The following is a 7,282-nucleotide window of genomic DNA, read 5'->3' on the forward strand; positions in this document are numbered from 1 at the left end:
GATCGCCAACTGGTCGCCCTCGACCGGCACGACCATCACAACCGAAGGCATGCCGATCACCTCGGTCGGCACCGTCTCGCACCCCACCCTCGCCGCGACCAACCTGGCCGCCTCGATGCGGCGCTGGCGCCTGACTTCGGCGGCCGTCGTGGACTCGGTCGCCGACCAGAGATCCGCAGGCTGGGCCTGCTGGCGCGGGAACGCGGCGGGCCTCGGCGGCTGGACCTTCGTCACGCGGATTTCGCTGACGACCCTGCAGGCCACGGGCATGGGGTTCTTCGGCCTCTATGGATCGACGGCCGCGCTGGCCACCACCCTGACGCTGGCCGCCGCCATCAACTGTATCGGCATCGGCTTCCAGCGCGGGACGCACACCCGCTGGCAACTCGTGGCCAACGACAGCACCGGGGCACCGAGCCTGACCGACATGGGGTCGAGCTTTGCCATCGCCACGGGCGGGGTGCTGACCCTGTTCATCGCGGCCCCGCCGAATGGCGGCTCGGTCTGGGTGCGTGTCGTCGACGAGGTTTCGGGTGCGGTCTTCGAACAGGAGATCACCGCCGACCTGCCAGCGGCCACACAATTCCTGTCGCCGAGGCTGTTCCTGAACACCGGCGCAACCGCCGCTGCCGTCGCCTACGACTGTGCCGGGGTCTACCTGGAAACCGATTTCTGACCGACCGCAGCCCGCGGCAATGAAAGGATCATCATGAACGACCAGACCACTCTCGCCGGGGAGGTCGCGCGGGCCTTTCGGGACCACGGGATCACCGCCGCGCTGACCGCCCTGATCGGTGGCACCATGGCCCTGATCGCGGCGATCACCCGCAAGGCCTTCACCAACGAGGCCTTGCTGGACCGCCTCGACCGCGAACTGATCGCCGACCGGGACCGCATCGACCGCCAGCGCAGCGAAGATCGGAAGGCTGACGGCGACCGCCTCGACCGGATCGAGACTGACATCCGGTCGATGCGGGACATGCTCTTCGACGCCTTCCAGCGCGGCCGATCCGACTGACCCATCCGAACCTCGCCGACCGACACCCCACCCGCCCCAGAGGCGGGTTTTTTCATCTGGAGGATCCACGATGCCCACCCTGACCTACCCCCACTGGCGCGACGTGCCCGCGTTTGCATGGCGTTGGCCGAACTTCTCGGCCGCCGAGATCGCCTGCCGCGGCACCGGCGCGATCAAGATCAACACGGAAGCCATGGACAAGCTGCAGGCCCTGCGCGACCGGCTGGGCAAGCCGCTGATCATCCGCTCGGCCTATCGCAGCCCGGAACACAACCAAGCCGTGGGCGGGGCCCCGGCCTCGAAGCACATGCAGGGCACGGCCTTCGACATCGCCATGTCGAACCACGATCCCGCAGCCTTCGAGGCGGCGGCGCGGGCGGTCGGGTTCCTGGGGTTCGGCTATTACCCCCGCTCGGGCTTCATGCACATCGACCTTGGTCCTGCCCGGTCCTGGGGCGATCCTTTTCCGGCGCGCGCGGTGCCCTTCGCCCCGGAACTGCCGCCCGCGCGCGAAATCCTGTCGGAAAGCCGCACGCTGCGCGGTGGCGGCGCGGCTGGGGCGGCCACCGTCGGCGCGGCCGGGGTGGAAGTGCTGCAGGACGTCCTTGCGGAAACCCAGTCCACGATCCAGCCGCTGGTGCCCTACCTAGACACGCTGCGCTGGGTGCTGATTGCCATCGCGCTGATCGGCATCGCCGTCACCATCCACGCCCGGATCGACGACTGGAAACGGGGCCAGCGGTGATCGGCTGGGTCCTCACCCATGGCCCGGCGCGAAAAGCGCTGGGCCTCATCCTCATCGCAGCAGCGATCCTGCTGTTCCTGCTGAACCTCCGCCGCGCAGGCGAGCGCGCCGGGCGCGCGGCCGAACGGCTTGATGCCCAAGAGAGAAACGATGCCATCCACCGCCAGATGCTCGACGCCGCCGCCCGCCGCCCTGCTGATCGCGATGCTCTGGCTGACCGGCTGCGCGACGGTAAGTTCTGAGACCAGCGCGCCCTGCCCGCCTGTGGTCGAGTACACCGCAGCAGATCAAGCGCGGGCCGCCGATGAGGTCGAGGCGCTGCCGGAAGGGGCCGTCGTCGTCCGGATGCTGATCGACTACGCTGTGTCGCGCGACCAGGCGCGCGCGTGTCGGTGATGACCGCACGAAAGGTCACGCAGCATTGCCTCTCTCAGGGTTGTCCTATCACAACGACAGTTATATCGTTTATCGACGATTAACGAATCTATTGGAATCACGCGTGCCTCAGAACGATCACCTTGCAGATCTGGCAAAGGCGCTGGCTCATCCGGCCCGTCTTCGCATCCTTCGGCTTTTGCTGGCCACCCCCGGCTGCATCGGCGGTGACATCGTGGATGCTGTCGGCCTGGCACAGTCCACGGTGTCAGAGCACCTGCGCATCCTCAAGGCGGCGGGGATCATCTCGGGCGAGATCGACGGGCCGCGCGTGTGCTATGCGCTGAACCCAGATGCGCTGGCCCCGCTGGCGGAGTTCATCGCCAGCCTGACACCGCCCCCCGGCGATGCCTGCTGCGTTCCCACCCGGAAGGAAACCACATGAGTCTGTTCGAACGCTGGCTGACCCTATGGGTCGCCCTCTGCATCCTGGCGGGCCTTGTGCTGGGCAACCTCGCGCCGGGCCTGTTCGGTGTGCTGGCCGGGCTGGAATACGCCTCGGTCAACCTTGTGGTGGCCGTGCTGATCTGGGCGATGGTCTATCCGATGATGATCGCCATCGACTTCGGCTCGCTGAAGGATGTCGGACGACGCCCCAAGGGGCTGATCATCACGCTGGCGATCAACTGGCTGATCAAACCCTTCACCATGGCCGCGCTGGCGGTGCTGTTCTTCAACCACGTCTTCGCCGGGCTGATCGACCCGGCCAAGGCGCCCGAGTATATCGCGGGGCTGATCCTGCTGGGTGCTGCGCCCTGCACGGCGATGGTGTTCGTCTGGTCGCAACTGACGAAGGGGGATCCCAACTACACGCTGGTGCAGGTCAGCGTGAATGACCTGATCATGGTCGTGGCCTTCGCCCCCATCGTAGCCTTCCTGCTGGGCGTGACGGACATCAGCGTGCCGTGGGAAACGCTGATCCTGTCGGTCGTCCTCTACATCGTCATTCCGTTGATCGCAGGCTGGCTGACACGACGCACCTTGATCGCGCGGGGCCGGTCGGTCGAGGATTTCACCGCGAGGATCAAGCCCACCTCGGTCCTTGGCCTGCTGCTGACCGTGGTGCTGCTGTTCGGCTTCCAGGGGCAGGTCATCATTGCCCAACCGCTGCTGATCGCCCTGATCGCGGTGCCGATCATCCTGCAATCCTACGGCATCTTCGCGCTTGGCTATGCCTGGGCCTATGCGTGGAGGTTGCCGCACAAGGTGGCCGCGCCCTGCGCGCTTATCGGAACGTCGAACTTCTTCGAACTGGCCGTGGCGGTCGCCATCGGGCTGTTCGGGCTGAACTCGGGCGCAGCGCTGGCCACGGTCGTCGGCGTTCTGGTGGAGGTGCCGGTTATGCTGTCGCTCGTCGCCTTCGCCAACCGCACGCGCGGCAGGTTTCCAGCATGAGCTTTCCCGTCGTCATCCACCATAACCCGGGATGCGGCACCTCGCGCAATGTCCTCGGGATCATCCGAGCCGCCGGATACGAGCCCGTGGTGATCGACTATCTCACCGCAGGCTGGACCCGCCCGCAGCTTCTGGCGCTATTCGCGGCCGCCGGAATCAGCCCGCGCCAGGCGCTGCGCGTGGCCCGCTCCCCGGCCGAAGAATTGGGCCTGACCGCCGCGGACGTGACGGACGATCGGCTTCTGGATGCGATGGTCGCGCATCCGATCCTCGTGAACCGCCCCATCGTCTGCACGCCCAAGGGAGTGCGCCTGTGCCGCCCGTCCGAGGTGGTGCTGGACCTGCTCGACCGCCTGCCCCCCGGCCCGCTGGCCAAGGAGGACGGGCAGATGATCATCGACGCGGAAGGAAATCGTCTTGTCTGATACGCCCAACATCGACGATGCGCTGTTCCCAGGCATCGACCGCGACCGGCTGTTCGGTGGCTCTACCTCTGCGCATCCGCCGCGCATCCTGATCCTCTACGGCTCTTTGCGCGCCCGCAGCTTTTCGCGGCTGGCGGCCGAGGAAGCGGGGCGCATCCTGACCCGGCTTGGGGCCGAGGTCCGGTTCTTCAGTCCTTCCGGCCTGCCGCTGGTCGATGACGGCGTGGATGCCACCCAGCCCAAGGTGCGCGAGTTGCGCGATCTGGCGGCCTGGTGCGAAGGCATGGTCTGGTCCAGCCCTGAGCGGCACGGCGCCATGACCGGGCTGATGAAAACGCAGATCGACTGGATCCCGCTCTCCGACGGCGCCGTGCGGCCGACGCAGGGCAAGACGCTGGCCGTCATGCAAGTCTCGGGCGGATCGCAGAGCTTTAACGCGGTGAACCAGATGCGCGTCCTCGGCCGCTGGATGCGGATGCTGACGATCCCGAACCAGTCCTCGATCCCAAAAGCGTTTCAGGAGTTCGACGAGGCCGGGCGGATGCGCCCCTCGCCGCTCTACGACCGGATCGTGGACGTGATGGAAGAGTTGATGAAGTTCACCCTGCTGACGCGCGATCGGGCCGATTACCTCGTGGACCGCTATTCCGAGCGCAAGGAAAGCGCCGAGGCGCTGTTGAAACGGGTGAACCTGTCAGCTGCCACTTGAGGCGCGGCGCAGCGTGCCTTCCAGCGGCACCGCCCCGGAAAGCGTATTCGAGATCGTGCCGTATTTCAGGACGTTGCGGTGCAAAAGATCAAGGCGCTGGTCGGTCTCGGCACTGTCCACGACGATCTCGTAGCGGATCAGGGTCAGCTTCGGTGGCGCATCCTGGCGCAGGGCTTCCAGCCGCACCTCAGCCCCGTCGATCTGGAAGTGCAGCATCGGCGTCACCCGCTCGATCCCTTTCAGCATGCAGGCCGCTAGGGCCGACAGCAGCAGTTCCACGGGGTTCATCGCATCAGGCCGCCCCGCCAGATCGGTGTCGAGCGTGACTTGCGCCTCCTTCGCAATCGCGAGACTGCCATGCGCATCGATGCGGCGGGCGTGGACGCGATACTCCATCAGAGGAGCCGCCCGATTTCTTCCGCTGTCAGCACCTTTCCGGTCGAGACGACCTTTTCATCGACCACCAGCCCCGGCGTCGACATCACGCCATAGGCGGCGATTTCGGCGAAATCGGTGACCTTGACGATCTCGGCCTCCTTCCCGGCAGCCGCAGCCGCCACTTTGGCGTTTTCGCCCAAGGCGATGCATTTCTTGCAGCCCGAGCCGAGAATCTTGATGATCATGATGTGGTCCTTTCTCAGATGAACCAGGTGGAAATCGCGTTGAAGATCAGCCCGATGGACAGGATGCCAAGGGTCACGACGCCGGTGAAGGTGACGAGGAGCGGCATCCTGACCACCCGCTTGAGCATGATCAGCGATGGCAGCGACAGGGCGGTCACCGCCATCATGAAGGCCAGCACCGTGCCAAGGCCCACCCCCTTGCCCACCAGCGCCTCGGCGATCGGCAGTGTCCCGAAGATGTCGGCATACATGGGGACGCCCACCAGCACCGCCACCGGGACCGACCACCATTTGTCCTGACCCAGCAGGGCCGAGATCACGTCGGCAGGCACCCAGTTGTGGATCGCGGCCCCGATCCCGACGCCGATCAGCACGTAGGGCCAGACGCGATGGACGATCTCCACCACCTGATCGCGCGCATATGTCACGCGCTCGCCCCGCGTCAGGATCGCGGCTTCGCCCGAGACGGGAACGGTGCGGACGAATTCCGCAACCTGACCCTCCATCCCCATGCGCCCGATGATCGTCCCGCCCACGATGGCCACCACCAGCCCGACCACGACATAGGCCAGCGCGATGGGCCAGCTGAAGATCGAGGCCAGCAGGATGACCGAGGCCAGATCCACGAGCGGCGAGGAGATCAGAAAGGAGAACGTCACCGCCAGCGGCAGGCCAGCGGCGGTAAAGCCGATGAAGAGCGGGATCGACGAGCAGGAACAGAACGGCGTCAACGTGCCCAGAAGGGCCGCGAGCGTGTTGGCGCCCAGACCGGACCGTCCGCCCAGCATGGCCCGCGTCCGTTCGGGCGGAAAATGGCTTTGCACATAGGAGATGGCAAAGATCAGCACCGAGAGCAGGATGAAGATCTTGATCACGTCATAGACGAAGAACTGCACCGACCCGCCAATGCGCGAGGCGGGGTCCAGCCCGACGGCCGCCACGCCCGCGCCGACCAGATCGTTGAGCCAGGTCATCCGCAGCAGTTGGTCGTTCAGCCAGCCAAACACGCTCATGCTGCCCGTTCCGTGACCATGATTGGCCGCTCGAGCGCAGCTTCGACCAGACGGGCGAGGGATGGCGACAGTTCCGGGCTGATCCGGTAGCGCACCCATTGCGCGTCGCGACGGTCCAGCACCAGCCCCGCCTGCTTCAGCACCTGCATGTGCCGCGACATCCGGCTTTGGGTGGCTCCCAGCTTTCGCATCAGCTCGCAGACACAGTGTTCCGACCCATCCGCCAGCAAGCGCATGGCTTCAAGACGGGTCGGTTCCGCAAGGGCAGACAGAACGGCTAAGATCATCGGCGGCGCTCCACTTCATGCGCATCTGCGCATAGGCGGGCGTTCCGTGCCGTGATCTGGATCAAGCGAAGCGAGGCGACGACCATTCTATAACGCGCGAGAAACGCATCCAGCGCGAACAAGGACAAAAAGGGACGTCGTGCAACTTGCCTGCGTGTTCATTTTTGGTGATCGTGAACACACGAAAGTGGAGGACAACATGTCCCAGACCAAGACGATGGGTGTCCGCATCAGCAATGAGCTGAGCGAGTTCGTGGCAGCGAACGTGGGCGACAACGGAACGTACGAGAATGTCAGCGAGTACGTGCACGATTTGATCCGCCACGACAAAGAACGGACGGAGCAGGAGGCGTTTGATCGTCTGAAAGCCGAACTCATGCTTGCCTTCGCCGCACCGGAGGAAAGCTATCGGCCATTGAGCGCAGCTGACGTGATTGCTCGGTTCCGGGATGATCGTGGCGTCTGATCGGCAGCGCACGGCACGCAAAAGGCCCCCGTCGAAGGGGGCCTCGATAAACGTTGACCACGTGTTGACAAGAATTTGGAATGACGAAAGCCGAGCGTTATGATCGGCTTTGAAGCCTTTGATCTTACGGGACTTTTTGGTTGCGGGGGCAGGATTTGAACCTGCG

Annotated in this window: 12 protein-coding genes and 1 pseudogene; 9 read left to right on the forward strand and 4 right to left on the reverse strand. The window is 65.2% G+C overall.

The window, feature by feature from the left end; genetic code table 11:
- The 8 genes and pseudogenes from E3D03_RS19600 to arsH form a co-directional block, all read left to right on the forward strand.
- Positions 1–676 (forward strand): annotated as a pseudogene (locus E3D03_RS19600) (DUF2793 domain-containing protein); the annotation flags it as partial.
- A 33-nt stretch (positions 677–709) separates the two neighbouring features.
- On the forward strand, positions 710–1,018 hold the full coding sequence (locus E3D03_RS19605; RefSeq protein WP_043132951.1) for a hypothetical protein: 309 nt from the start codon (positions 710–712) through the stop codon (positions 1,016–1,018).
- A 70-nt stretch (positions 1,019–1,088) separates the two neighbouring features.
- The gene (locus tag E3D03_RS19610) at positions 1,089–1,763 is read left to right on the forward strand and encodes a YcbK family protein (RefSeq protein WP_263568356.1); all 675 of its coding nucleotides are present in this window, start codon (positions 1,089–1,091) and stop codon (positions 1,761–1,763) included.
- Positions 1,760–2,005, forward strand: coding sequence for a hypothetical protein (locus E3D03_RS19615; protein ID WP_411969836.1), 246 nt, complete (start codon positions 1,760–1,762; stop codon positions 2,003–2,005). Before E3D03_RS19610 ends, E3D03_RS19615 begins: the two co-directional genes overlap by 4 nt.
- Before the next feature lie 257 nt (positions 2,006–2,262).
- Positions 2,263–2,583: an ArsR/SmtB family transcription factor gene (locus E3D03_RS19620; protein WP_156429176.1), complete on the forward strand. Its 321-nt coding sequence runs from the start codon at positions 2,263–2,265 to the stop codon at positions 2,581–2,583.
- A complete protein-coding gene (gene arsB / locus E3D03_RS19625; protein ID WP_062562696.1) occupies positions 2,580–3,593 on the forward strand; it encodes an ACR3 family arsenite efflux transporter in 1,014 nt (337 codons plus the stop codon). The genes E3D03_RS19620 and arsB overlap by 4 nt, the downstream gene beginning before the upstream one ends.
- Positions 3,590–4,018: an arsenate reductase (glutaredoxin) gene (gene arsC / locus E3D03_RS19630; protein WP_062562695.1), complete on the forward strand. Its 429-nt coding sequence runs from the start codon at positions 3,590–3,592 to the stop codon at positions 4,016–4,018. The genes arsB and arsC overlap by 4 nt, the downstream gene beginning before the upstream one ends.
- Complete coding sequence (arsH, locus tag E3D03_RS19635) at positions 4,005–4,727, forward strand: arsenical resistance protein ArsH (RefSeq protein WP_411969837.1); 723 nt, start codon at positions 4,005–4,007, stop codon at positions 4,725–4,727. Before arsC ends, arsH begins: the two co-directional genes overlap by 14 nt.
- Here the strand turns inward: arsH and E3D03_RS19640 are convergent.
- From E3D03_RS19640 to E3D03_RS19655, 4 genes are read right to left on the reverse strand one after another with little or no spacing between them, the layout of a single operon-like run.
- Entirely contained in the window at positions 4,713–5,123 is a 411-nt protein-coding gene (locus tag E3D03_RS19640) for an OsmC family protein (RefSeq protein ID WP_220185193.1), read from the reverse strand. The genes arsH and E3D03_RS19640 overlap by 15 nt on opposite strands.
- Positions 5,123–5,350 carry a thioredoxin family protein gene (locus tag E3D03_RS19645; protein WP_181745517.1) on the reverse strand — a complete coding sequence of 76 codons (228 nt, stop codon included), beginning with the start codon at positions 5,348–5,350 and terminating at the stop codon, positions 5,123–5,125. The genes E3D03_RS19640 and E3D03_RS19645 overlap by 1 nt, the downstream gene beginning before the upstream one ends.
- Positions 5,351–5,364: 14 nt before the next feature.
- Positions 5,365–6,363, reverse strand: a complete 999-nt coding sequence (locus E3D03_RS19650; protein ID WP_263568357.1) for a permease — start codon at positions 6,361–6,363, stop codon at positions 5,365–5,367.
- Positions 6,360–6,650 carry an ArsR/SmtB family transcription factor gene (locus tag E3D03_RS19655; RefSeq protein WP_068767516.1) on the reverse strand — a complete coding sequence of 97 codons (291 nt, stop codon included), beginning with the start codon at positions 6,648–6,650 and terminating at the stop codon, positions 6,360–6,362. Before E3D03_RS19655 ends, E3D03_RS19650 begins: the two co-directional genes overlap by 4 nt.
- A gap of 199 nt (positions 6,651–6,849) precedes the next feature.
- On the opposite strand from E3D03_RS19655, the gene E3D03_RS19660 reads away from it, so the two are divergent.
- On the forward strand, positions 6,850–7,116 hold the full coding sequence (locus E3D03_RS19660) for a type II toxin-antitoxin system ParD family antitoxin (RefSeq protein WP_062562689.1): 267 nt from the start codon (positions 6,850–6,852) through the stop codon (positions 7,114–7,116).
- Positions 7,117–7,282: the final 166 nt, after the last annotated feature.

Source organism: Paracoccus sp. DMF (genome assembly GCF_004407025.1).
GTDB classification, from domain to species: Bacteria; Pseudomonadota; Alphaproteobacteria; order Rhodobacterales; family Rhodobacteraceae; genus Paracoccus; species Paracoccus aminovorans_B.

Bases quoted from the DNA above. Each gene is read 5' to 3' on its own strand.
- E3D03_RS19605 (WP_043132951.1), top strand. From the start codon at position 710: ATGAACGACCAGACCACTCTCGCCGGGGAGGTCGCGCGGGCCTTTCGG.
- E3D03_RS19610 (WP_263568356.1), top strand. From the start codon at position 1,089: ATGCCCACCCTGACCTACCCCCACTGGCGCGACGTGCCCGCGTTTGCA.
- arsB (WP_062562696.1), top strand. From the start codon at position 2,580: ATGAGTCTGTTCGAACGCTGGCTGACCCTATGGGTCGCCCTCTGCATC.
- arsC (WP_062562695.1), top strand. From the start codon at position 3,590: ATGAGCTTTCCCGTCGTCATCCACCATAACCCGGGATGCGGCACCTCG.
- E3D03_RS19640 (WP_220185193.1), bottom strand. From the start codon at position 5,123: ATGGAGTATCGCGTCCACGCCCGCCGCATCGATGCGCATGGCAGTCTC.
- E3D03_RS19645 (WP_181745517.1), bottom strand. From the start codon at position 5,350: ATGATCATCAAGATTCTCGGCTCGGGCTGCAAGAAATGCATCGCCTTG.
- E3D03_RS19650 (WP_263568357.1), bottom strand. From the start codon at position 6,363: ATGAGCGTGTTTGGCTGGCTGAACGACCAACTGCTGCGGATGACCTGG.
- E3D03_RS19655 (WP_068767516.1), bottom strand. From the start codon at position 6,650: ATGATCTTAGCCGTTCTGTCTGCCCTTGCGGAACCGACCCGTCTTGAA.
- E3D03_RS19660 (WP_062562689.1), top strand. From the start codon at position 6,850: ATGTCCCAGACCAAGACGATGGGTGTCCGCATCAGCAATGAGCTGAGC.